The organism is Vibrio mytili (genome assembly GCF_000830505.1).
GTDB classification, from domain to species: domain Bacteria; phylum Pseudomonadota; class Gammaproteobacteria; order Enterobacterales; family Vibrionaceae; genus Vibrio; species Vibrio mytili.
The window spans coordinates 21,200-47,239 of record NZ_JXOK01000092.1 but is presented as its reverse complement, the minus strand read 5'-3'; the positions used below and the strand labels follow the sequence as shown (position 1 = coordinate 47,239).

Here is a 26,040-nt window from a genome sequence, read left to right as displayed (position 1 = left end):
CGGTCACTGACATTCAGTGTCAAGCTCTTCCGTAATCTGGAAGCGAAGCGCTCCGTAACCCAAAACAACAAGCGTCAAACTCACCATTAAACACAGTAGTTTCAACAACTTAACCAAGAACCCAGGGCCTTTCTTTTCCCTAGGACCTTCTCTGTATTCTAGAAGCGTAGCGCTCCGTATTCCCAAACCAAAAGTGCCAAACTTCCCCGTTTGGCACAATAGTTTCAACAACCTCATCTAGGACCTAGGACCTTTCTTTTACCTAGAACCTAACATCCCTAGGTCCTATATTCCTATTCCGTTCCACCTACCGTCAACGAGTCTAGCTTCAACGTTGGCTGGCCTACGCCAACAGGGACACTTTGCCCTGCTTTGCCACACACTCCGACGCCTTTATCAATGCTGAGGTCATTGCCGACCATAGAGACTTGCTGCATCGCTTCAATACCCGAGCCTATCAGTGTTGCACCTTTGACTGGGCGGGTGATTTTGCCATTTTCAATCAAGTAAGCTTCTGAAGCCGAAAACACAAACTTGCCTGAAGTGATATCCACCTGACCACCACCGAAGTTTGGCGCATACAACCCCTTTTCAACCGTAGAAATGATCTCTTCTGGCGTATGCTCACCCGGAAGCATGTAGGTATTGGTCATACGCGGCATCGGCAAGTGTGCGTAAGATTCACGACGACCGTTACCGGTTGGGTTAACGCCCATTAAACGCGCGTTCAGCTTATCTTGCATGTACCCTTTCAGCACACCATTTTCGATAAGCGTGTTGTATTGACCGTTCACACCTTCGTCGTCCACGTTAAGTGAGCCACGAAGATCTTTTAATGTACCATCATCGACGATCGTACATAGTGAAGACGTAACTTGTTGACCCATTTTGCCAGAAAAAACAGATGACTCCTTACGATTGAAGTCCCCCTCCAGGCCATGACCAACAGCCTCATGCAGCAACACACCAGGCCAGCCTGAACCTAGCACCACGGGCATCATACCCGCAGGAGCAGCTTCGGCTTGTAAGTTCACTAACGCCATACGAATCGCTTCATCAGCGTAATGAAACGCTTGCTTCACACCTTCCGTTTCAGACAAGAAAAAGTCGTAGCCAAAGCGGCCACCGCCACCAGCGCTACCGCGCTCACGACGTTCGCCTTTTTGTGCAAGCACACTAATAGACAAACGCACCAGAGGACGAACATCACCCGCATAGGTACCATCGGTTGCTGCAACTAGCATTTGTTCATATACGCCGCTGATACTGATCGAGACTTCTTTGACAAGTGGCTCTTTGGTACGGATATACGCATCAAGAGACTTAAGTAATTCGGTTTTTTGCTGCTTTTCCCACTCTGCTAACGGGTTAACATCAGCGTAGTAAGCTTGGTTGTCGGTGCGCTTAAACGCTTGAACTTTGCCACTTTGCCCTTTTTGAGCAATACCACGCGCAGCCATTGCACTCTGCTTCAGCCTTCCGGCTGGATTTGATCAGAGTAAGCGAAACCTGTTTTCTCACCAGTTATCGCACGTACACCAACACCACAATCAATGTTAAAAGAGCCATCTTTGATGATGCTGTCTTCTAGAACCAGAGACTCGTGCCAGCTGGACTGAAAGTAAATGTCCGCATAATCGATCTGGCGTGTCGCGATGCTGGCAAGAGTGTCAGCAATATCTTGTTCTGTCAGACCATTGGGGGCAAGGAGTGCCTGTTCTATTTGGTTTGTGCTCATAGTTAGCTCTTTTATTTCCGTCTCATTTCGTTGTGAAAGCGACTGTGTTGAGTCAGCGGCATATTCTGCCTTACTTGCTGGCATTGTGACAAATCTATATCAGCAACCAACAAACCCGTTTGGTCTGCCAACTGGCTGTGGATTCGTCCCCATAGGTCAATCACCATCGAATGTCCCCAGGTTTTGCGACCACAAGGATGAGTGCCAGTTTGATTACTGGCCAGCACCCAACACTGGGTTTCAATTGCACGGGCACGCAGCAGGACTTCCCAGTGTGCTTCACCAGTAACAGCAGTAAACGCGGCGGGTACTACAATGATGGTCGCCCCCTCCAAACGCAGTTGTTTGTATAATTCAGGAAAACGCAGGTCATAGCAAATACTCAATCCCACACTGCCGATATCGGTTTCGGTCACCACCATTTGATTGCCTGGCGTAAACGTATCAGACTCTCGGTAGCTACCATGTCCATCAGCAACCTCAACGTCAAACATATGCAGTTTTTCATAGTGGGCAATGCACTTACCATGGGGGGATAACACCAACGTCGTTGTCGTCACGCCTCGCGCGGTTTGGATCGGCATGCTACCGACAATCAGCGTGATTTGATACTGTTTGGCAATCTTGGCTAAACGCTGCTGAATCGCGCCACTCCCTAACGGCTCTGCATAGTGATGATACGCGTCACGGTCGGCAAACAGCACCGAGTTTTCAGGGGTCAAAACTAGCTTCACGCCTTGCTGCGCAGCTTGGGCACACTGTTTATCGATAAACTCCAGGTTCGTTTCAACATCCGGACCCGATGTCATTTGAATAATGCCAACACGCTCCATGTGTTTCTCCTTTATTCTGTTGTCGCTGATAGAGTGAATTATTTCGCCTGTTCACGCAGCTTTTCTGGCAACTTATACTCGCCTTTGCTTCGTGAAATTTCTTTGACCGTTGGGGCATCTAATGGGCCTTTCACTTCATAGTTAACTTGCGTAAAGACCTCAACCACAGGAGAAATCACCGTCGAAATCGCTAGCACATACAATGCGGCTTGCGGAGCAACCGCGAATGCTGTCAACATGGGCAACCCAGAGGTAATATCTGGTGTGAATCGCACCTCAGCATCCACGAGTCGCGTATTAATATTGGCGATACCACGTAAACGCATTTCCCCAGCTAACGCATCCATAACGATGTCATTGGTAATGAATACGCCATCTTGAATCTTGCCCGTTCCCTTAATCGAGTTAAAGGCCATACCCTTGTCAAATACGTCGGTAAAATCGAGCTGCATTTTACGAATGATCGAGTCCAAGCTGAACAAACCTAACAATCGAGCAGCACCACTAACTTGACTGACGACGCCTTTGCCAAACTCAGTGGAGAGCTCACCTTGAAGTGTGTGAGTTTTCATAGACCAAGGTGCACCATCCCACTCTGCGCTGGTGTTAATTTCAAATGGTGCCTGCTGAATGCCTGACGTAACACCAAAACGCTCCATCAAGTCAGTGTTGTTCTCACCGCTCATTTTTATGCTGACTGCAGAATGACTGCATTCTTTTGTCAACGCCCACCATCCGCTCATATTAATGCGGTTTTTTCCGCTGCTGAAGGTAACGTCATCCCATACCAGTCGGTTATCTTGCCGCTGCAGATCAACGTTGACCTTACCCACTTTGTAACCTTGCAACCAAAAATCGTCGATATTGAGTGTTAAGTTTGGCATCTGTGCGTGAAGCTGACGATCAAAGTCGGTGATCAATGGTGCACTTTGATCATCACGAATGAACAGTGAGCTACGCTGGTCTGGGGCTTGTTCTAAGTCTGGAAGATAAAGGTGCAGATTGTCCAGTGAGATCGATAAGCGATCTGGCTGAGCATAGGTGGCCTTACCCTTCGCCTCCTGGCTATTGATGTCAACTTGCCAGCTACGCGCTTTTTTATTCACTTTCACATCAACATCATGAAACTCGATATTTCCGAGTTTGAGCGTTTGTACCCCCACGTCAACCTTAGTAGGCAGTGGGACGCTTGGTACTTTCATTCCAGCCAGTGCTGATGACTTGTCATCACTTGGCGGCACTTTGATCAAGTCAATCCAGCGCCCAATATCAAATTCATCAAGTCGAATCGATGCATCATGACCAACGATAGGGCTCATTTTGAATCCTCCCGACCCCACCGCCAAATGAGTAGCACTTAATACAGGAGTATCTCCAGAGATATCGATTTCAGCTTGATATTTAGCATTGGGGATTTGGAGTTGCGCGGAGATACTCTCCTGATTTCCTGAAGCCTGCAGCTTCGCTTGTCCTGCTTCACCCACTTTTTTATCTAACGGGTAAGGATACTGACTCTCAACGCGATTTAACTGAGCTAAAACGTCGACTTGGTAGGTAAAGCCCACATCATTAAGTTGCAGATCAATGTCCATCTGCCACGGCGCATGTCCGGATAATAGCCCTAACCAACGTTCGCCAACATAAGGTTTGAGTGGCTCTACGTCCCAATCGCCTAACGTATCAATGGTCACGTTGTAGCCTTGTTCGGCACTTTCCCCGCTAAAGTCGAGCGAAATGGGTTGGCCTAACAATTCTGCGGCAAGCCCAGATGTTGCCACCACATCGTTATCAAACGTAATCCGCCCCGTGGCTTTTTCCAACGTCATCGGCGGAGCATCGATATCGACACGATTATCGTTGAGTTCTGCAAATCCCCATGCTCGCGATGTTTTGTCTGAGTCGAACGGGATAGTAAGCTGAAACTCAGAATAAACAGGCCCACTGACCTGAAGCGCAGTCAATACGGCGCCAACAGAGTCAACTAAGGGAGTCGACATCATATAATCACGCACTTCATTACCTGGCGCGCTGGCTTTGGCTTCAATTTCGATGTGTCCATCTTCTGCCAGTTGAGGAATTCGTCCCGTGATGCGCTCCGCTTTTACGCCATTGAGAATGGCGGATTTAGAGTCCAAGTACATGGCGTCATTTTCAAATAGGAGATCAAGCTGTAGATCAGTAATGGTAGGCCAAGAGGTTTCAAAGCTAAATTTGGCGTCTTTTAATCCAACCCACGCTTGGAACATGCCGTTGTGTTGTTGGTAAGGAAAGTCATTTAATGCACCATACCAAAGCAATTTCGCGGTATTGACTTTACCGCCTTGAATTGCAGCAGAAAGATAGTCGGTCAGGTCTTGCCCTAACGCCAGTGTCGGCAAATATCGCCACGTTTCGCCTGCGTTGTAGAGATCCGCTTCGGCATAAAAGGACAAGAATGGACTTTGGTTTTTAGGAAAATCTAAACGAAATGCACCTAACACTTGTAGATCAGGCGTTGCAACCGTCACTTTATCAGCCCACAAACGCCAGCCGAGTTCGTCTTGCTGCCAGACAATATCGACTTCACCTTGCTTGATGTTTAATGGCGCTTGAAAGACATCACCGTAAGGAAGAATCTCGTCAATGACTGTTACTTTGGCTTTCGCTTGGTGGATATTGCCAGAAACGCGCCCTTGAACATGTTGGAAGCCCGGCAAAAGTTGCCATTGCGTTAATCCCAATTCAGTCAATTCCGCTGAATAACGTAGAGATTCCCACTCACCGTTCATCGACAAGCGCATGTCTTCGATTCGACCTTGCGGTTCAAGCTTAGTAAGCAACTCCGTCGTGTTTTCGGACTCCGGAGCCAATTTGATTAAGGGAATTAACGCTGCGATATCTAGCTGAGAAAGGTTCAACCGCCATCCAGAGTCTTGCCAATCTAAGGCAACATCCAGTTCAGGCCAGAGCTGATTATCAGTACGAACAGTCAGTGAGTGACCATTTACTTTCCAGCCTTGATTGTCTGGTTGTAACTTCAAAATGCCCGACTCAATAAACAGTGTATGACGGCCCTCTTCATTCCACACGAGTTCAGAAGGCTGAAGCTGTACATAAGCCTCTTCTGGCCGGCTGTGTTCCAGGTTTAGCCAGGTGTTTACGCTCACTTTCCCTGATTCAATCCCCGACTCTCTTTTGATATCAGCGGTAAGCCAAGGGGCAACAGAGACGTCTTGAGCGCTGACATAAAATTCTCCCGATACATCTCGCAGAGAGCCGTGGTCAATAAAGTCAGCGCTTACTAACAATGAGTTGAGGCTAGCATCGGCAATACTGACTGTGCCTTGCGCTAAATGTCGTTGACCTTGATTACTCCAACGCAGTTGCTCGATGTCGAGTCGACGAGTTTCACCGGATACCGATTTATACCAAATACGTGAGTTGGTAATCGTGAAGTCTTCAAACTGGCGTAGGAACAATGAGTCCAACTGGTCAATCAGTTCAACTTCATTGCTTTCTGCTCGAGGGGCATGTTCTTCACTACTGGACGTCGGCATCAGATCCAAAGAACGCATATCCAGTGCTAGATTGTGGATTGTGAGGTCCGCGACGACCGGTTTGAACTGGAGAATAGACTGGATTAAATCAAATTCAATTTGCAGCTTTTCGACCGCAAATCGCACGTCCTGGTTGTTGGGTAAGTTTGCCTCTAATCCTGTTAAATCTATGGATGGATGACTGTTACGCCATGCTCCAGCAACGCTGGTAATAGAAAAATCAAAACCTGTGTCTTGTTTAACCCAAGTTTTGATTTCATCTTGGAAGTGGTCAAGTTGTGGCAATGTGATGCGTAAAGTCGTGACCATGATGGCGACAACCACCAATACAATCGCTAAGCTCCACGCACAACAACGCCAAAAACGGTTAAAACCTGAAATCACAAATGTTCCACTTACATCATCACAACGTCAAACTGCTCCTGAATATATAGGGGCTCAGCCTGAATACGCACTTGCTTTCCAATAAAGACTTCGAGTTCCGCCATCGCATGCGACTCATCGTCTAACAATGCAGCCGCGACAAACGGTGATGCATAAACGACGAAGTTATCGGCATCGTAGGCGCGGTTCACTCGAGTGATCTCACGCAGAATCTCAAAGCACACCGTTTCGACCGTTTTCACTGTGCCTCGTCCTTCACAGGTAGGACAGCTAGAACAAAGAATATGCTCAATGCTCTCTCGAGTACGCTTACGAGTCATCTCAACTAACCCCAACTGGGTGAAGCCGTTGATGTTGGTTTTCACTCGATCTTTTGACAACGCACCTTCTAGTGACGTGAGTACTCGCTTACGATGTTCTTCAGACGACATATCGATAAAGTCGATAATGATAATCCCACCTAAATTACGTAAGCGAAGCTGGCGAGCAATCGCTTGTGTCGCTTCCACGTTGGTATTAAAGATCGTCTCTTCTAAATTACGACGGCCAACAAACGCTCCCGTGTTAATGTCGATCGTAGTCATCGCTTCGGTTTGGTCGATAATCAGATAACCACCAGACTTGAGTTCGACCTTACGCTCCAAAGAACGTTGAATTTCGTTCTCCGTGTCGTACATATCAAAGATCGGTTTGTCGCCTTCATAAAGCTCAAGTTTATCCGTCAATTCAGGAACAAATTCAGAAGTAAATTCATGCAAAGTATCGAACACGAGGCGCGAGTCGACCATGATTTTATCCAACTCAGTACCAACAAAATCACGCAGAATACGCTGTGCAAGCCCCAGCTCACCATACAGCGTAGAGCGCGTTTTATACTTACTGCGACGCTCCATGATTTTTATCCACAAACGCTTCAGAAACGCAGCGTCTTGAGCCAGTTCTTTCTCATCCGCCCCTTCTGCGGCAGTACGAATGATAAAGCCACCATTTTCGTCACAGTATTGATTGACGACTTTTTTTAGTCGATCGCGTTCGCATTCACTCTCGATACGCTGAGAAACGCCGACATGACTTGCGCCAGGCATAAAAACTAAGTATCGAGAAGGGAGGGTAATATCGGTCGTTAAGCGTGCGCCTTTTGTACCCAGCGGGTCTTTAACGACTTGAACAACAATGTCTTGCCCCTGGCGAACCAGTTCAGAAATATCACGTACCTGAAATTGCTGCTTCTCGTTTTCCGCAACACACTCGGTATGCGGAACAATATCAGACGCATGCAGGAATGCCGCTTTGTCCAAACCGATGTCAACAAAAGCCGCTTGCATGCCGGGTAGCACACGACTCACTTTACCTTTGTATATATTACCTACAATCCCACGACGGGACTCACGTTCTATATGGACTTCTTGTAGTACTCCACCTTCAATCATGGCCACACGAGTTTCACTCGGGGTCACGTTTAACAGCAACTCTGCACTCATGTGCGCACCTCAAAACAAATTATAAGAATTCTTGAATTAGCTGATCGGTTTCGAACAAAGGTAAGCCTACAACGGCGTGATAACTGCCTTCGATTCGGGTGACGAAACGCCCTCCGAGTCCTTGAATACCATAACTTCCAGCTTTATCGCATGGCTCTCCTGAATGCCAGTATTGCTCGATTTCCTCGAGAGTCAGTTGCTTGAACCAGACGTCGGTAGTCACCACAATTGAGCGCTGCTGCTGCGATGACACAACACTGACCGCGTCATCACTTGATGACGACGACTAGATAACTTGGTCAACATGCGCTTGGAATCTTCAAAACAGAGTGGCTTTTCTAGCACCTGTTCATCGCAAACAACGACTGTGTCAGAGCCCAATACAACGGAGTCAGGCTTAGCCATTGCTAAGCCTGCCTGAGCTTTTTCCAAAGAAAGGCGCAACACATAATCTTGCGCGCGCTCATGATCTTGCTTGGCTTCTTCAATATCGGGTAAAACAATATCAAAACGATAGCCAAGCTGGGTCAGCAACTCTTTCCTTCTCGGTGAACCCGAGGCTAGAACGAGCGGTAAGTATTGATTCATCCGCTTACCTGACGTGCCATGCGCGACGTATTCGTCGCATCAGTAAAAACATCCATGGCCAAAGTATACAGTTTATTGCCGCCGTCCACAGGGATAATGGATTAAATACTACGTCTTGGTTCAAATATTCCCCACAGAATATCAAAAGCTCCAATAACACGGTAAAAAAGGCAATTAAAATCGCCTGTTGCCACAAGGCCATATTACGAATTAACAAAAAGTTCAACGCAACGAGATAAATCACAATCGACATCATCATCCCGCGGATACCCAGCGTCGAGCCAATCAGAATATCCCATATCAAGCCCAGAATTAACGCCGAGCCGACATTAACTCGATTCGGTAGCGCCAACACCCAGTAGCACGTTACCAAGAACAGCCAAGACGGACGAAACAACTCTAAAACACCTGGCCACGGAATGGTTTGCAATACCAGCGCGACAAAGAATGTCACGGCGATTACCATTCTGCTGCGCAATACACTACTGGCCATCCGCTACCTCTTGTTCCTGTTGCACCTCTATTCCTTCTTCAGAATTAGACTGTTGTACTTTTTGTTGGCGATCTTCATTCGGCCAAATTAACAACAAGTATCGTAAACGCTCAAACTCCACCACAGGCTCTGCTTTGATGGCGGCAAACTCCTGGTGAGTGTCGTGCTCAACTGACGTGACATTCGCCACCGGATAGCCCTCAGGGTAGATACCACCAAGCCCTGATGTCACCAGTAGATCACCGACAACAATATCAGTGCTGGTTGGGATGTACTCGAGCTGAATTTCATCCATTTCACCATTTCCAGAAGCAATAACGCGGATATCATTACGGATAACCTGAACGGGAATGGCATTTTTAGCGTCGGTAAGCAGCAGCACACGAGCATTATGAGCGGCCACGAAGGTGACTTGACCCACGATACCTTTCTCGTTAATCACTGGCTGCCCCACATACACACCATCGATTTTGCCTTTATCGATGACAACTTGGTGACGATACGGCGACGTGTCCACTGCCATGACTTCCGTCACGACTTTTTTCTCGTCACGGACAAAAGATGACCCCAAGAGCTTACGTAAGCGTTGGTTTTCTTCTTTGTATTGATCGAGCAAGATCATTTCGCTTTTTAAGCGCAGGACTTCTCGCTTTAAATTACGATTTCCCTCAACTAAAGTTTGATGAGTATTAAAACGCTCAAAGGCGTCATCAAACAAGCTGCGGGGTAAGTTAGCTGCGTACTGAATCGGCGCAACCATACTGTTTAAAAGATATCGGACGTTGGAAAACGTATCTAGACGACTATCAGCCAGCATCAAGCTCGCTGATACAATGACAGCAAAAAACAGACGTAATTGCAGAGATGGGCCTCTGCCAAAAATCGGATTCATCTTGTTTTTGACCTGATTGCTTCCATGATTGTTACCCTTACTTGGCAACCTGCCATCTGTCCAGAGAGCAGATTCAGATATGGAGCATAATTTGAAATTACAGAGAGAGCAGAAATGAAGGTGAAGCTCAACTTGAGCCTCACCTTACGCAACGTTTATTCTTCAGAGAAGAGATCGCCACCGTGCATGTCGATCATCTCGAGTGCTTTACCACCACCACGAGCCACACAAGTCAGCGGATCTTCAGCGATGACAACCGGGATGCCCGTTTCTTCCATCAATAGACGATCAAGATCTTTCAGTAGTGCACCACCGCCTGTCAGTACCATGCCGTTTTCAGAAATGTCTGAAGCAAGCTCTGGCGGACACTGCTCAAGCGCAACCATAACCGCAGAAACAATGCCTGATAGCGGTTCTTGCAACGCTTCTAGGATTTCATTGGAGTTTAAGCTAAAGCTGCGCGGCACGCCTTCGGCAAGGTTACGACCACGAACTTCAATTTCCATCACCTCGTCACCTGGGTAAGCAGAGCCGATTTCGTGTTTGATTTTTTCAGCCGTCGCTTCACCGATCAAGCTGCCGTAGTTACGACGCACATAATTAATGACCGCTTCATCAAAACGGTCACCACCAATGCGGACAGACGATGAATAAACCACGCCGTTTAGTGAGATAACCGCCACTTCCGTCGTACCACCACCGATATCGACCACCATTGATCCCGTAGGCTCTGAAACGCGCAGACCTGCACCGATTGCCGCCGCCATCGGCTCATCAATCAGATACACTTCACGTGCGCCAGCACCCAGTGCCGATTCACGAATCGCGCGGCGCTCAACTTGCGTTGAACCACAAGGTACGCAAACCAATACACGAGGGCTTGGTTTTAAGATGCTGTTATCGTGCACTTGCTTAATAAAGTGCTGAAGCATTTTTTCGGTGACGTAAAAGTCAGCAATCACGCCGTCTTTCATCGGACGAATCGCAGAGATATTCCCCGGTGTACGACCAAGCATTTGCTTTGCTGCGTGACCGACGGCAGCAACGCTTTTTGCAGAACCTACACGATCTTGACGAATAGCAACTACAGAAGGTTCATCAAGGACAATGCCTTGCCCTTTTACGTAAATTAGTGTGTTGGCAGTACCCAAATCGATAGATAGGTCATTAGAAAACATGCCACGAAGTTTTTTAAACATATTCTTCGTTCATCCTGCAAAAATATAGAAGACAAAAATTGTCCTAAATGTACCAACGCCTCGCGGTCACAGCAAGCTATTGGTACATAAACATGGGCGGAAAGCCCCAATTTCTTGCAGTTTCTTAACTTAAGCCCAAAAACCGACGACAGTTACTGCCCAGTAAGTCCCGGCTCACCGCGATAAATCACCCGATCGTTACCACGATGAATACCAAAGGTAACCACAGAAGATGGGTTTTCTTCCGAACCATCATTGTCCCAATCGTATTTGAGCCAAGGTAAACCATTTTCAGAGTCATCAAGATCTAACCAAACTTGTGATTGCTGTCGAACTTCATTATCACAACCTTGTACAGCGGTTAAACGCTCTCTATTTGCATTTGGTAATATGCCCCCGGTAACTTTAGCACTGGATGTTTCATTGTCTGCTGAATCAAGAATTTGAATATTGATATCACAGGCAGTAACACCATCTGGACTGCTCCAAATCAGTTTATCATCGCCTTGCTCTACAGCAGAAACGGCCGTTCGGTTGTCCTTAGAATTGACAACAAATCGGTTCTTACTCCAGTACTCAACTTTAAGAGGAATGCTGAGTGTATCCCCTTGTCTTCCGCCAATATCATCTAAAACCATACGCCCATACCTGACATCAGGTTGCGATAGTAGCTGTTGCGAAACCACTCTCTCTTCAGTGCCATCGGACTGTTCATCTAAGAACATAGTAGGGTCAACATAGCCAGATATTTTCGTTCCATCATTATTTAATGAAAGCGAAATAAACGTTTCGGTGGAATTATCTTTGTCTGACGGTGCTTTTGAATTAAATGGACCATCTGGACGCGACAGAGGTAAATCTTTGCCCCAATTAACAGAGTCCACCCAGGTTTTGCTCCATACAGCTCCCGACCAATTGTTGCTCGTCAAATCGGAATCTGAAATGCTAAGTCTATCTGAGTAACTCCCCGCCAAGTGTAAGTTTGCTTTCAATTGATCCAAAAAATCGCCATAGTTTTGAGTTGCCCCGCCTACCGCGTTGTACGCTGTTACTTCAAAGTTAACAGACTCAAACTTCTGTCCCATGTACACTGAATCATTTTGATTATCAGGGTAGAGCCATTCAGTACCCGTTACTTTAAAATAATCAGGATAAAAACGGCCAACCGTCAGATTACCATCTTTGATTTTAAACGCGCTGCTACCAAGGTACACAGATGTGCCTAAATCACCGCCATTCGCATCCGCTGCAATCGGTGCGCTCGCCTTCAACTCAAAAGCTCCCACTTCAGATACTGACTGCTTGAATTCAACACGACCACTAGACCAATGACTCGAATCAGGTACCTTATCATTCAAAAGTTGGGCTGATGCTCCAGTTGATGGGTACTTAACCTTGTTGCTGATTGCAATCGTCTGTTCTTGGTAGTTTTTCGCTAGAGAGCCATCATCTTGATAAGCGGTAATGGTCATATCAAACTCTTCACCCGCAGCTACAAATCCTACTGAACAGCCATCATCACTGTTGTTGCAAGTGCCATCTTTGGCAGTAGTACTAGTTGCAGCCACTTCAAGGTAAGCTGGGAAGCTAACAAAATTATTTTCACCCTTGGAGTCATTATCGCCCTGAAGCTGGGCACGAAACTTAACCTTACCTACCTCTGGATAACGTAGATTAAACAAAGCTTTACCATCGTTATCAAAATAAACATTATCTACATCGACAGTAGCGCTAGGAGCGATTGCAACTTCATTACTAAACGCACCAGATTGCTGTTTGAATGCCACATAAACCGGAACATTCACGTCAGGCGCAAGTGGATCTACGTGCTCCATCGACAGTGTAATGTTACGAGTCTCTCCGGTATCGCCGGCTTGTTTTGTGCTCGTCGCACCACAAAAATCTAAATATGGAAGCGTACTATAACCAGAATTCAGCTGACTCTGACTGTCCAAGAAAGGTCTACCCGCGATTTTATCTGGCGTGTTGACACCCAACGCAGCGGAGTTAAACGTAATATTGCAGTTCTCTTCCGTTAAATCGCCACCCGAAATACGGCATCGCGTGCCAGTAAACCCAAATTGCGTTACCGAACTGCTTGCGATCCCCAATTTGGCTGAACCCGATTGATTAGCACGTAATTTCAACGCAACTGAATCAGAGAAGGTCACGCTGTCGCCATCTTCCCAAGTGACAGCAGAAGATGATACAGGCAGTAGTGATACCGTTACTGGGTCAAGACTTGAACCTGACGTGCCACCCGTTATCGAAGATGGATAAGTTTCAGTACACGATTCATTCATACAAGCTCTTAACGTCACATCAGAGGCCTGACAAATGCTCCCGGTTCCCGCGTAATCAAATTCAAAGTGGTGAATCCCTTCCGTGATTTTTTGATATTTGTCCGCGCAGACTTGGAAGTTATCAATGTCATGCGTATTGGTAAGCATACCTGTGGATGCCGTTACCGACAGACGGAAGTTATCTGGAATATAGTTAAAACCACCTTTTTTCAAAACGTTAAACTCTTCGATAACAGGATTCCATCCGCCATTTTTTCCGACTTTTCGAAATACAGCCAGCGTTATCGTATCGGCGTTGCGCGAATTTAAAACTACTTTATAACGATGCAGTTTCTCTTTACCTTTTCGATTATCCAACGAGCTGCTGTATTTTTTACCAGTGATATACGGATAACCTTTCAACCACTTACCATTCGCATCTTTGACGCCCTGTCCACGCACCCCAACATTATCAGCAACACTATTTGAAACGATTTTCTCGCTCCCTTCACGAATGTAGTTACCAAACTCATCTATACCAATACCTAGCCAACCACCAGCAAAGCCTTCTACATCTTTAGAGACTTCAGGGTAGTGATTCTTTAGAAGCTTCATCCCGTAACCAAGCGGACCACCAAATGCCCCGGTTTGAGGAGGGACACTCGCATCAGAAATCACCAGCGCAACACCGTCAGCACCATTCCCACCATATGCATTGTGATCAAACTCAATCTCTAAATAGTTCTGATCTGACGGAAAAATATAGTTATATGCAGAGGCTGTTGCCTGCTCTGGTTTATTTGAGTTTAAGATGAAACGTCCATCAGAGATATGGGGCTCGTCACTGGTACCAAAGCCCATCACCGACCAGTTTGACAATGAACCTGAATTGAAGTTTTCTTCTGGTAATAGTGAACATTGCTGTGTTGGCGGAATAACAGGAACTAATTCAGGACAAAGTGAGGCTACAGCCTCTATTGGGCACTCTCCGGTCTGGGGGGGCTGACAGTTGGGATCATCAACTCCACAATAAATGGCACTGTCATTGAAATCGTAAGAATTTGATAGCGAGTTAACTGAACCACAGACGGTTGAGCTTTTTACTGTGGCTTTCCCGTGGGACTGAATCGCTTCACTAAGAGTATAAACACCTCGATTTTGATCGAGTTTAGAGTTAGTCAACGATACTTCGCTACCTGTTGATTCTACCCGGCCACAAACCAATGAGTTTTTAATATCGACTTTATGTAGAGCGAGAATATTTCCGTGTACTTGGTTATTGGCTTCTAAAATAACCTCTAAGCCCTTACTGGTAACGTCACCCGTAACCTTTGTTTCATTTAATGTAACCCGGCTTGATGCAGAAATATTACCTTGAATTTCATTCCCGCTTTGCTCAGTTTTCACCTCACCACCGATACTTGTCACGCTACCTTCGACATGGGTTTGCTTCAATGTAACCGTTCCAGCAGCTTCAACGTTACCGCGAATGATATTGTCGCTTTGTTCGGTTTTTATCGTGCTCGTTTTACTCGTAACATTTCCTTCAATAACCGCTTGAGAAAGAATAACCTCCCCATGCGTGGACAAGATCGAACCATAAACATGCGATCGGTTCTTAAGTTGAATTTTACCGTGCGACTCAATATCACCATAAATATCATAGCCACCGTTATCTCCGATAACATCGCTGGTCTCGTTAATAAGGTCAATATGAGCATTAGATTTACCGATCTGGTTGTTGCCAGCGAGTTGAATAGTACCTCGTACACGAATCGTCATTTTACTATCAGACACAATAGTATCGCCGTTTTTCAACGTGAGTCCGTTCGGGCATACGTAAGTTGTAGGCACAGGGTTCTCAGAGTCCTTACCCTCTAGGTAGCCGTTATTACATAAATTATCCGCATTTTTCGGAGTCCATCCATCAAAATATTTAACAATCCACCACCTGCTGTAATTTGCTTCCGGCGTAATATCGTACTCTTTTGCTAGGACGGTCGCCGTACTCATCATCCATATCAAGGCTAAGAAAATCAGTTTTTTCATTCTTGTTATTACTCCCGAACCCAAATCTCTTGCTGGCGCTGAACTTTTGATAAGCCCGAGCCACAAACGGCCGTAGCTTGCACCCTAAATAATGACTCTGCTGCAGACGTATCTTTGTTCAGAGTTCCTAAATCTACACAACTCATTGATTTAAGCGTGCATCCTGTCCCTTGTGTGACATTTGGCATTGCACCACTTACCTCGTCAGTACAGAGCGTCGAAACGCTATCACTCGAACCATTGAGTGGATATAACTTGGTCAGTGCCCATTCATTCGCAGATTGAGCAACAAACCAAGCTTGTGTACCCAAAAATTCGCGGGTGACGCCACTTTGGTTGGACCAAGTCACGCGCATTAGTGACGCAGCTAAATACCCCATCACAACGATGACGAACAACACAATGATTAAAACGTTTCCTTGTTGCTGTTTTTTACGGAACATTCAGCACCTGCACGTCTTGTTGGTAAGCACTGCGCTCTCCATCTTGTTCAAACACAAAGTCCATATGGACAATGCCACCCGATTGAAGGGCACGAAGCTGAAATTCAAAGGCAGCTGAGCTAACGTTGGCTGAAATGGTTTTCACATCGACCATATCATCATGACTGCTAACAGATATGTTGCCCCGCTCAATCACTTTATTTTGTTCTTTCCAACAGTAACGAACACCAAGGTTTGGATGGAACAAATAAAAACGAGAACTAACAGAATCACTACTGAATGCGCTTCCTTTGTTAATAGTAAATACATCAGTTGAACTGTTTTTTTCTTCCCCGCCAACATCCATATCACTCGTAGAGTTATAAAAGTCATCAGCGTAGGAAGGATTGATAATCATTCTTAAATCATCAGGAACTCTATCGTAAGAAGAGTTATCTGCTTTTATATTTCCGATGAGAAATTCAATAGTGTCAACGCCTTGTCTACTATAGAAGCCAGCTAGTGAGGTAGGAAAAAAAGAAAGACAACGGCCTCCTTGTGTCACCTCAAAACTATTCGGCACCGCATGGCGAATCTCTCGCGACATTTTCTCAATAACAAACTGAGCCTGAGTTTGTAATCGCTGTCTATCAATGGTATCTGAGTAACCTTTAAAGCCAAGGCGTACATAACCTGCAATACCGAGCATAATCACACTACCAATCACGATAGTAATGATCATTTCCATTAAGGTAAAACCACGTATTTTCATTAGTAGTTTCCTTTGATGGCAGAAAGTTTCAATGATTGCGTTCGCCCTGCGTGAATGGTCAGAGTGACACGTTTATAGTCTTCAATGTCGTTTGACACTGAACCACTCTCGTTAACATACACGACATCCACTTCAACTCTGAAGTTGGTGTAATCACTTTCAATCGACGTTCCAAGAACATTACTCAGTTCGTACTGTGGCGTGGAATTACAACTGGTCTGTGTACTTTGGGTATACCAACAGCCAATATAATCATCAACGTCATCAAAGCTTGCAATCGACCCCTCTTCTGCACCTAAACTACCGCTTACGGTACATGTTTCTTGCTCACTACCCACTACCCCCTCACCACATCGGGTCTCGCCACCAGCCAAATCACTATTTTCATCAAAACCACGCGCTAGAATTTGCGACATAAAGCTTTGGCTCAGTGCTGCGGCACGGGTTTGGTAGTGAGACGTTGCTGAATCTCTTAACTGTGGGACTAAAAAAGAGGTGAAAGCGACCATCGCAATCCCCATCAAGACGATCGCGATGATCATTTCTATTAAGGTCATGCCTCGGATCTTGTTCATGAGCACGATCCTTTGGAAACATAGCCTTGGTTGTTGATCGCTACTCGGCATTGGCTTTGACCATTAACGTCTTGAATCAATATAGAAACGCCTGAGGAGACCGCATCTTTGGGGTTACCCAGCAGATCAAAACTTATTGGGCTGGTTACTCCGACGACACTGAAGATGGCAGAAGAATCAACAACACGATCACTTCGAGTACTATCACTTAAGGCGCATGCTGCCACTGAGCCAATACAATCACCAGAAACTTGCAAACGAAAATCATCACCTAAATTTGCTTCATCAATGTTCGATTGCATGCGGTTAACCTGCACTTGGCGAATCACAGAAATCACTTGGTCTTGAAGGACGTAGGCAGAGAAGCTGCTCTTACCGATAAATCGACTGGCGGCAAACAGAGAGAGAATGGAAAGGAGAACAATCACCAGGATCAGCTCCATTAACGTGAATCCTAATGCAGAGCTGCGAATTTTCATAACCCAACCTTAGGCTTCTGTAAGCAAAACAAAAACATGATGCAATGATGAGAATAATGATAGAGTTATCGCGCTAATTAGCCAACCAAAAGTAGCAGACCATATGCAAACTTATTGACGATCTTCGCCTTTTGAACGTTCTAGTTCTTCTTCAATCCGATCGTAGGTGGCTTTATTGCTCAGTGACTCAGAAACATGTTCCGCTTTCTGCTTAGTTTCTTGCCACGTGGCTTCGTAGGTTTCTGGCTCAAAGCTGATAAATCTTGGTAATACCACATAACCGACAACACCAAGGATGATAAGAACAATAACCAATTCAATTGAACTAAGACCTTGTGATTTACGCATAGGAAGCATTCCGAGATTGACCAAAAGCGAGGCTTACAAAAAGAGATAAAAGCCAGACAGACTGGCTTTTAGTAGCTAATTAACAGTCAGTATCCACGACTGTTGTTGTAGGTTCAGCTGCTGATGTCGCTTCTGTGTATCTCACAAAACAGTTACCACCTGTAATATCAGTAGCTGTGTTGGCAGCATCAAGACCAGGCTGTAAATCACCACTGATAAACGTCGCAACCAATGTTTCAGGAGTATTACCTTCGTTCGCAAGTGCCCAATCAGCGCTTAAACCTGTAACAGCATTTTCTAAACCGTTTTCCGCAGCTACTGGGTAACCGAAACCTACAAGAATATCGTCAACTAAAACTGTAGCGCCTGGTGCTGTGTTTTCAATGCCGTTAATCGCAGCTTTACCATAAGTAATGCCAGCAGCTCCTTCAATAGCGCCTTTAAGCCCCTGCAGAGAAGAAGCGCGAGCATCAGATTGCAAGTTCAAGAAACGTGGTGCTGCCGTTACGGCTAGAATGCCTAGAATAACAATAACCACAACCAATTCGATAAGGGTGAAGCCACCTTGTCTTTTCATTATTAACTCTCTCTATTGTAAATATGCAGCCGTACTGCACGGTTTCATTTGGCACACGGCCATTGTATTTTAGCTAAGCGATAGAAGACGATAACCCAACAAAAATATAGTGTGTCATGGTGATCGCATCAAACGTTTAAGTGGAATAGTGATTAGCCAGTATGGGTTTGGGCTGTATTAGTAATAGCATGAATATGCTTACGTTTTTTTACAACCTTTGGCCTATGATATTGTACGCATTATACTGACTTTTCATTATATATGTAATAGTTGGTGTCAAATATTTTTGTGTCACTTTGTCGAGAATTTGACGATAATTTCAGTCTGCTCTGCCGTCATATTAACAACAATTTCCTGCCCATTTTTATAGATGTAGTGGCATATTCTATGTTTAGCTTGCATCGTACCATCTATATCGATCAATGCACTGCCCATGATATTTCGCTGCGGATAGTGCACCGCCAGCCAGTAACCGCAATCCAGTTGGCCATGCGAGTTAAACGGGGAGACTAAGCCTCCCTGCGTCATCTTAAGATCAAACCCATCCATGGTGATGTGTTCTGGCTCACCATGGGTTAACCAGATTTGGCGATAGCGTTGCACACTGTCAAGCATCCACACCTTCGCAAGTTTAGCGCCTGTTGTTTGCGCCTCTTCACTTACGGGCTGCAGTGAAATGGCCAAGGCAATACACACAATAATAGCCACAAGGCCAACAAGAATAAGCCGTGCAACGCTTTGATTTTCAACCACGAGTTAGCCGCCTTTGATGATATCCAGCATGCCCCACATTGGCAGGAAAATACCAAGGGCAAGCACCATCACCATACCCGCAACAATGACCAACAATAACGGTTCAATTCTCGCTGTCAGCGTTTTTAAATCGTAATCCACTTCGCGGTCATAGAAATCAGAGACTTCCAACAACAGTTCGTCAATTCGACCGGTCTCTTCACCTACCGCGATCATTTGTATGACCAACGGGGTAAAAATCTTACTGTTAATCGCGGTGACAGAAATGGTACTCCCCGCTTCGATGGCCGACTTCATCTCTATGATCCGGTTTTCCAAAAACCGGTTTCCCAAGGCTTCGCCCGCCAGTGCCAATGATTGGTTAAGCGGCACACCCGACTTAAGCATCAGAGAAAACGTTCTGGCAAAACGGGACAACTGAGCACGGTTAACGATATCACCGACGATAGGTAACCTTAATCGAAACTTGTCGAATTTCTCTCGACCATCGGCCGTGGCCACCCACGCTCTAAAGGCAAAGAAGGCGCCGATCATCGCGACGATCAACAATACCCAATAATTGACAAAGAAATTCGACGTAGCGATCAATATACGAGTTGGCAACGGCAGCTCCACCCCAAAGCGCGTGAACATCGAAGCGAACTCTGGGATCACCAACACATTCAGAATAAACATGGCAATCGTGATAAAAACGATAACAAACGTCGGATAACGCATGGCCGCTTTGATGCGCTTGCGCGTTTCCAACTCTTGCTCGTAATAATTGGCCAGTTGCAGCAACGCCTGATCAAGACGACCCGTGTTCTCGCCCACGCTAATCATAGAAACGAACAGCGGACTAAACACCTTGGAATGTTGCTGCATGGCAGAGGATAGACCTCGGCCATTACTCAACTCCGCTACCACATCTTCCAGCGCGTCTCTGAGTTGCTTGTTCTCACAGTTTTGCAGCAAGCCACGCATTGAGCGCAACAACGGTACACCCGCTTTGGTTAAACTAAACAGCTGACGAGAAAAAAGAATAATGACTTCGAGAGGGATAGCCGGAACCAACAACTTAGTGAGACTAAATTGATTTTTTACCCCTTCTTTTTCTAGACGAATATTAAGCGGGATCACCCCTTTGTTCATCAGCGCTTCCGCAGCCGACTCTGAGTTAACCGCTTCGATTTTGCCGCTGGTGGAGGAACCTTCTAACGTTCGCCCTTGATAACGAAAAGTTGGCATTCACTTACCTACATAAAAATTGGATCAGCTTTTCCAGAAGCATCGCCCTCTCCAAGCGCCATCACTTCATCTAAGCTTACTGTACCGTGCAGTGCGAGTTCCATCGCAGAGGCAAGGAGTGGCTTATAACTGTCGGAACGTCGAGCGGCTTGTGCGAAACCAACGGCGTCATTAGCACGCAGTTTGTCCATCATCTCATCCTCTAGTTCCAGCATTTCAAACACACCAACTCGGCCGCGATATCCGGTTAAATTGCAGGTCTGACAGCCTGTGCCTTTATAAAAAGTGGCGCTAACTTGATTCGGGAAACGTCCTGCCAACCACTGTCGAGTCGATTCATCCAACGTATGTTCCGTTTTGCACTCTGGGCAGATTCGTCGTACAAGGCGCTGCGCCACCACAGCTCGCACCGCACTGGCAACCAAATAACCCGGTGCGCCCATATCAATCATGCGCAACGCACTATCAACGGCATCGTTGGTGTGTAACGTACTAAGAACCAAGTGACCAGTGAGAGCAGCCCGCAAACCTATTTCTACGGTTTCTTGGTCACGCATCTCCCCGACTAGAATGATATCCGGGTCTTGACGCAAAAACGTCCGTAAAACTCGAGCAAACGTCAGGTCTATTCGGCTGTTGATTTGCACCTGGGTAATACGAGGCAGGCGGTACTCGACTGGATCTTCTGCGGTAATGATCTTTTTACTCGAGTCGTTCAGCTCACTCAATGCGCCGTATAGCGTGGTGGTTTTACCCGAACCCGTTGGTCCCGTCACCAAAATCATGCCATGTGGCCGCGAAAGCTGACGACGTAAACGGGCAAGCAGCTCAGGCGGTAAACCAGACTTTTCCAACGGGCGCAAACCAGCTGATTGGTTGAGCAAGCGCATCACGACGGACTCACCGTATTGGGTCGGTAACGTCGACATACGAATATCAATCGATTGACCACGTACTTTGATATTAAAACGACCATCCTGCGGGAGACGTTTTTCAGAAATATCCAGTTGCGCCATAAGCTTAAGACGCAACACCAGCGCGGAGGCAATATTGACTTCATTTAACAGCGTTTCATGCAACACACCATCAATACGCTGGCGCAAACGTAAAACTTTGTCATCCGGCTCAATATGGATGTCGGATGCGTTGACTTGTACCGCATCTTCAAACATCGAGTTAATGAGTTTGACTACCGTCACTTCTTCGCTGTCGGCTTCGTCAATGCCGTATTCGAAGCTTTGCACGTCCTGGTGTTCCGCCTGTAGCTGCTCAGCAAAAGAAGCGATTTCTTTGGTGCGTCGGTAATAGCGGTCAAAGCTTTCGATCAACTGACGCTCAGAAGCAATGATGAACTCTAGATTGTATTCACCAAGCAAGTTCATCAGCGACTCTTGCGTGAATAAGTCGGCGGGATCACTCATTGCTACACGTAATGTATCACCACTTCTCGCAACGACCATCGCACGCAAGCGACGCGCATGCACCTCTGGAAGAATTTGCACCGCGTCAGCATCGACAGGCGCTCGACCCAGATCAATCAAAGGCAACCCAAGCTGATGGGATAAGAATTCCAGCATTTGCTTCTCGGTAATGAAGCCGAGATCGATCAGCGCATCGCCTAACTTTTGACCGGTATTACGCTGTGTATTCAACGCCTGTTGAATTTGCTCTTCCGATACGATCCCCTCTTCAACGAGTAGATCCCCAAGACGTTTTCTTAATTTAATTTTCATTGCGCTTCCTCCAGTTGCTCAAGAAGCGTTAGACGATCGCGAATAAAGGCCTGAGATTGATTCGAGATACCCACTTTGCTAGATGCGTTTTGGTAAGAACGGATCGCGGCGGTAAAATTCAGTGCGCGTTCTTGCTGAATCGCCAAACCTAACCACCAGCGCGCATTTTCCGGATCGCGCTGCGTCAACAACTGATAACTTTCTAAAGCAATGTCATTCTGTTTTTGCTTTTGTGCCAAAGCGGCTCGCATCGCCAAATACTCACGACTTGGCATCGGCGGTAAATGCACCAGCGGACTTAATGCTGCGTTAGGCTGTTCGGCTTTGACCAACAATTTAGACAACGCCAATCGTAACGTCTGATTATTAGTATCAAGACTAATCCCTTCTTGAATAATCTCGTACGCTTTTCGGGTATCCCCTTTACCAAAATACAATGCCGCCAGTTTTTGGCGAGTTTCGGTATTTCTTGAGTCATAGCGCAATGCTTCACGATAAGCGGAAAGTGCACGTTCAATATCGTTCGCTTCAATCGCCTTTTCAGCACGACTTATTGCTTTGCCAGCGAGCTGTTGGTGAGTCAACTCGACCTGTTCGACTCGCATGGAGCTCTCTGACTCCGAAGCACTCAATGGTTGATTTGGCACGCTTGTCACTTGTGCAATCAGAATGGGTTCATCCGTCATTGAGTCAGGTTCTGCTGACTCTACCCCCCGACGCAGTTGTCTTGCTGTTGTACTCACCATCTCCGTGTTCACTTCACCAACGTTATCAGCATGAACTTGGCCAACCAGCAAAGACGTTTGGCTTTGTTGTGAACCTGCATTCTCTGTAGGGTTCTTGATAGCAGGCTTGGTATAAACCACTCGATGGGTTTCTGGTGTGGTTTTATTGGTCGGAGAGTGAACGACTTGCCCCTCACTTTTCTTAGCGACAAGCGTGTTAACGTTGGATAAGGCTTGTCCGGTTTCTTCCGGCAATGCTGGTGCCTGAGAGACAGCCCATCCTCCGACAGCAAGGCTCAATGAGAATCCCGTCATTAACCATAACCAAGGCTTACTGCGAGAAACGTGGGGCACCTCCGCCTTGGTTAATTCACTAGGCGAGTTTTTTTTAGCAATGTCTGATAATGCTTTATTGATGGCACTCAAGCTTGACTCCATCCCCAGAAAACGGGCGTTTTAAATTTTGGTTTACGGGCATCAAATGTGTCGTGAATGGCCACATAAACATGATGATTTTTCAGTATGGTGCAACGGTCATTAAATGCGGCTAACAGTGCTTTATGGCTGATTTGATTGATTAACCTTGGGATACCCATCGCAGAACGCCAAATGGCTTTTTTCTGCTCAACCGAAAAGATATGTTCGCCATTTCCGGCTTTATTCAAACGATTGTTGATGTAGGCAACCCCTTCATCCATCGACAATGGTCGCAGTGCACAATTGAACGTAACTCGCTGACGAAACTGTCTTAATTCATGGCTGGCTAGGCGTTCATCCAACTCAGGCTGACCAAAAAGAACCAGTTGAATCAGCTTACTCTGCTCGGTTTCTAAATTACCGAACAAGCGCAAGGTTTCGAGAGCGGGAAGAGAAAGCGCCTGAGCTTCATCGACAATCAATACGGTTTGTTTACCAGTAGCATGCACTTGGATTAAATGTTCTTGGATCAGAGAGACGATACTGAGCGGATCATCACTTTGAATGCCAAGCTCTCGCGCAACCGCTAACTGCAATTGTTCGCCATTTAGGATTGGATTGGGCAAATAAACCAACTCGACCTGTGATTCGATTTGTTCAATCAGCTTTCGACATACCATGGTTTTTCCGGTACCGACTTCGCCCGTCACCTTGATCACGCCCTCTCCCATTTGAATAGCGGCCAAAATGGTTTGAATCGCTTCATAATGGGGAACTAACCCCAAAAACATATCGGTGTTTGGGGTCAGTGAAAAGGGTTGAACTCGAAATCCAAAATGTGACAAATACATATCGAATCACAAACTCTCTGAGAAACTCATACTCTCCCAGATATTATTGCTCATCTGGGAACCACTCTTGCAGTAGATCACGAGAACGCTCGAGCTCTTTCTGCCAAGAGTTTACGCCAACAACCGTCGGCTTCAATAGAATCACCAATTCCGTTTTTTGCGTTACGTTGTTCACATTACGGAATAAGTGTCCAAGCGCCGGGATGTCACCTAGAAATGGAACTTTTGACACCTGCTCGGAGTTTTGCTGTTTCATCAAGCCGCCAATCACAACCACATCGCCGTCTCGAGCACGAATGACCGAATCAGACTCACGAATTGAGCTTTTCGCCAATGGCAGCGCTACATCTTCAAAATCACCGCCCAGATTGAGTTGCTTAATTTCTTCTTCCACTTCAATCACTGCTGGATGAACGTGAAGGAACACATTGCCGGTGTTATCAATTTGCGGTGTTACGTCAAGTGAGATGCCGGAGAAGAAAGGCGTCAATTCGACTTCTGGTACCGCATTTGAATTGTCACTACTGCCGACATTACTTGAAAGCTCGGTAACAAAATACTGATCAGTACCTACTTTAATCACTGACTTTTGGTTATTCGCAGCGGTAATCCGTGGACTCGATAACACATTAAGGTCGCCCTGTGTCGACATAAAGTTTAACACGGCATCAAAGTTACCATCCGAGATCGTCACATTCGTCTGACCGCCCAATAAGGTGCCAATGGCATCTAGCTGGTAGGCTTGATCCGGGACGGTTAACAACAACACTGCCAGAGTTACCAATCGATGCGGTTAAATTCGACCAATTAATGCCCTGCTGATAACCATCGCTCAGTGTGACTTCAAGAATTTTCGCTTCTAAGATAACCTGACGCTGCATACGCTCTTGGGATGTACCTAAAAACTCTCTCACTTCACGAATATCATCCGGGAATGCGCGTACGGTAATCACGCCGGCTTGTGGCGTCACCACAACGCTTTGTCCCTGACCTGAGCCAATTAAGCTGGTTACCGCCTGTTGTAACAACGGCCAAAAGTCGCTTTCTGTCACCGTCTCAATACGCGTGCCTCCCGTTGAAGAGGTAGCGCTGTTTTCATTGTCACGATTATTGCTTCTAGAATCAGAATCGTTAGACGAGCCGCCAGAGTTAGACGGTCCCGCCGCCGTGACAGAGCCAGTGCTAATGCTGGTCAAAGAGCGACCTGTTCGTTTGAACTGCAAATAGTCGACTGGGATGGTAACCGTGCGCATACCAGCCGGATACACCTGAATGACCTTGCCGGATTTCGTCACATCATAGCCATACATATCCTGCACGACGTTGAGTACTTCATCTAATGTTACGTCCGATAAATTCACCGTAATATTACCTTGTACCGCTGGGTGAATCGCGACGCTATACTCCGTTCCTTTCACTAACGAGGCAAAAAAGCTTCTTGCTTCAACTTCGTTGGCTTGAATACGGAAACGCTTCGATGTGGCTTGCTCTGACGACACACTTGTATTGAGGTCCGGCATCAAGTCTTCTTCAACGGACAATGGAATCTCTTCCAACGTACGGCTATTCGCTTGATTGATAGATTCATTAAGTGCTTGTTTCACTTCAACAGGATCACGATGCCCCATGGAGCACCCCATTAATGAAGCGATGGTTATTCCTACAACTAATTTGCGCATATCTGAT

18 protein-coding genes and 3 pseudogenes are annotated in these 26,040 nt (G+C 46.3%); all 21 read right to left on the bottom strand.

What is annotated here, in order from left to right; genetic code table 11:
- Positions 1-293: 293 nt before the first annotated feature.
- Positions 294-1,738 (bottom strand): annotated as a pseudogene (gene tldD / locus SU60_RS20880) (metalloprotease TldD).
- A gap of 11 nt (positions 1,739-1,749) precedes the next feature.
- A complete protein-coding gene (locus SU60_RS20875; protein ID WP_041157213.1) occupies positions 1,750-2,571 on the bottom strand; it encodes a carbon-nitrogen hydrolase family protein in 822 nt (273 codons plus the stop codon).
- Positions 2,572-2,609: 38 nt separating this feature from the next.
- Positions 2,610-6,491: a YhdP family protein gene (locus SU60_RS20870; RefSeq protein WP_041157212.1), complete on the bottom strand. Its 3,882-nt coding sequence runs from the start codon at positions 6,489-6,491 to the stop codon at positions 2,610-2,612.
- 11 nt (positions 6,492-6,502) lie between these two features.
- Positions 6,503-7,972 (bottom strand): ribonuclease G, encoded by a 1,470-nt coding sequence (rng, locus tag SU60_RS20865; RefSeq protein ID WP_041157211.1) that lies wholly within the window; start codon positions 7,970-7,972, stop codon positions 6,503-6,505.
- Between the two features lie 19 nt (positions 7,973-7,991).
- A pseudogene (locus SU60_RS20860) lies at positions 7,992-8,560 on the bottom strand (Maf family protein).
- Positions 8,561-8,564: 4 nt separating this feature from the next.
- Positions 8,565-9,053, bottom strand: coding sequence for a rod shape-determining protein MreD (gene mreD, locus SU60_RS20855; RefSeq protein ID WP_041157210.1), 489 nt, complete (start codon positions 9,051-9,053; stop codon positions 8,565-8,567).
- A complete protein-coding gene (gene mreC, locus SU60_RS20850; protein ID WP_041157209.1) occupies positions 9,043-9,945 on the bottom strand; it encodes a rod shape-determining protein MreC in 903 nt (300 codons plus the stop codon). Before mreC ends, mreD begins: the two co-directional genes overlap by 11 nt.
- A 155-nt stretch (positions 9,946-10,100) precedes the next feature.
- Positions 10,101-11,144 (bottom strand): rod shape-determining protein, encoded by a 1,044-nt coding sequence (locus SU60_RS20845; protein ID WP_041157208.1) that lies wholly within the window; start codon positions 11,142-11,144, stop codon positions 10,101-10,103.
- A 152-nt stretch (positions 11,145-11,296) separates the two neighbouring features.
- A complete protein-coding gene (locus SU60_RS20840) occupies positions 11,297-15,475 on the bottom strand; it encodes a DUF6701 domain-containing protein (RefSeq protein WP_041157207.1) in 4,179 nt (1,392 codons plus the stop codon).
- Between the two features lie 8 nt (positions 15,476-15,483).
- The gene (locus SU60_RS20835) at positions 15,484-15,918 is read right to left on the bottom strand and encodes an MSHA biogenesis protein MshP (protein WP_041157206.1); all 435 of its coding nucleotides are present in this window, start codon (positions 15,916-15,918) and stop codon (positions 15,484-15,486) included.
- A complete protein-coding gene (locus SU60_RS20830; RefSeq protein ID WP_041157205.1) occupies positions 15,908-16,669 on the bottom strand; it encodes a PilW family protein in 762 nt (253 codons plus the stop codon). Before SU60_RS20830 ends, SU60_RS20835 begins: the two co-directional genes overlap by 11 nt.
- Positions 16,669-17,244 (bottom strand): prepilin-type N-terminal cleavage/methylation domain-containing protein, encoded by a 576-nt coding sequence (locus SU60_RS20825; protein ID WP_041157204.1) that lies wholly within the window; start codon positions 17,242-17,244, stop codon positions 16,669-16,671. Before SU60_RS20825 ends, SU60_RS20830 begins: the two co-directional genes overlap by 1 nt.
- Entirely contained in the window at positions 17,241-17,723 is a 483-nt protein-coding gene (locus SU60_RS20820; protein WP_041157203.1) for a type II secretion system protein, read from the bottom strand. Before SU60_RS20820 ends, SU60_RS20825 begins: the two co-directional genes overlap by 4 nt.
- A gap of 111 nt (positions 17,724-17,834) precedes the next feature.
- Positions 17,835-18,071 (bottom strand): pilus assembly FimT family protein, encoded by a 237-nt coding sequence (locus SU60_RS20815; protein ID WP_041157202.1) that lies wholly within the window; start codon positions 18,069-18,071, stop codon positions 17,835-17,837.
- Between the two features lie 79 nt (positions 18,072-18,150).
- Complete coding sequence (locus SU60_RS20810; protein ID WP_041157201.1) at positions 18,151-18,648, bottom strand: type II secretion system protein; 498 nt, start codon at positions 18,646-18,648, stop codon at positions 18,151-18,153.
- A gap of 291 nt (positions 18,649-18,939) precedes the next feature.
- Positions 18,940-19,401 (bottom strand): hypothetical protein, encoded by a 462-nt coding sequence (locus tag SU60_RS20805; RefSeq protein ID WP_041157200.1) that lies wholly within the window; start codon positions 19,399-19,401, stop codon positions 18,940-18,942.
- A 3-nt stretch (positions 19,402-19,404) separates the two neighbouring features.
- Positions 19,405-20,628, bottom strand: a complete 1,224-nt coding sequence (locus tag SU60_RS20800; protein WP_041157199.1) for a type II secretion system F family protein — start codon at positions 20,626-20,628, stop codon at positions 19,405-19,407.
- An 8-nt stretch (positions 20,629-20,636) separates the two neighbouring features.
- Positions 20,637-22,361: an MSHA fimbrial ATPase MshE gene (gene mshE, locus SU60_RS20795; protein ID WP_041157198.1), complete on the bottom strand. Its 1,725-nt coding sequence runs from the start codon at positions 22,359-22,361 to the stop codon at positions 20,637-20,639.
- Positions 22,358-23,512: a tetratricopeptide repeat protein gene (locus SU60_RS20790; RefSeq protein ID WP_041157197.1), complete on the bottom strand. Its 1,155-nt coding sequence runs from the start codon at positions 23,510-23,512 to the stop codon at positions 22,358-22,360. The genes mshE and SU60_RS20790 overlap by 4 nt, the downstream gene beginning before the upstream one ends.
- On the bottom strand, positions 23,509-24,354 hold the full coding sequence (locus SU60_RS20785) for an ExeA family protein (protein WP_041157196.1): 846 nt from the start codon (positions 24,352-24,354) through the stop codon (positions 23,509-23,511). Before SU60_RS20785 ends, SU60_RS20790 begins: the two co-directional genes overlap by 4 nt.
- Positions 24,355-24,397: 43 nt before the next feature.
- A pseudogene (gene mshL, locus SU60_RS20780) lies at positions 24,398-26,033 on the bottom strand (pilus (MSHA type) biogenesis protein MshL).
- Positions 26,034-26,040: the final 7 nt, after the last annotated feature.